This is a genomic window from Bacteroidota bacterium (assembly GCA_030017895.1).
GTDB lineage: Bacteria > Bacteroidota > Ignavibacteria > UBA10030 > BY39 > JASEGV01.
Genome location: JASEGV010000155.1, coordinates 500 through 786, shown reverse-complemented (window position 1 = coordinate 786; position 287 = coordinate 500). Strand labels below are relative to the sequence as shown.

Sequence of the window (287 nt, the reverse complement as noted above, 5' to 3'; positions counted from 1 at the left end):
AGTATCAATGATAATTATAATCAAATATATCGTTCAACAAACAATGGCAGTGACTGGGAAAGGATTCCCACAGGAGCCGTTAATCTACCATACTTTCCAAAAGTTCACAGTTTGAAAATCAGACCGGCCCCACATAATAACGAACTATGGGTTGCAACAGGCGGGCAAGGTGTTTGGAGATATACCTATGAAAGTAGTAACTATACAAAAAAGTAGATTTTACAATAGGTAAGGATTTTTATATAATATGATAATAGATAAAAGGAAGAAGATGAAAGCAGGGAAAA

1 protein-coding gene is annotated in these 287 nt (G+C 34.8%); it reads left to right on the top strand.

All coding sequences use genetic code 11. The features are described 5' to 3' along the window. Positions 1-216, top strand: a 216-nt coding sequence (locus QME58_14400) for a hypothetical protein (GenBank protein ID MDI6805003.1), incomplete at its 5' end; no start/stop codon positions are given. Positions 217-287 lie beyond the last annotated feature (71 nt).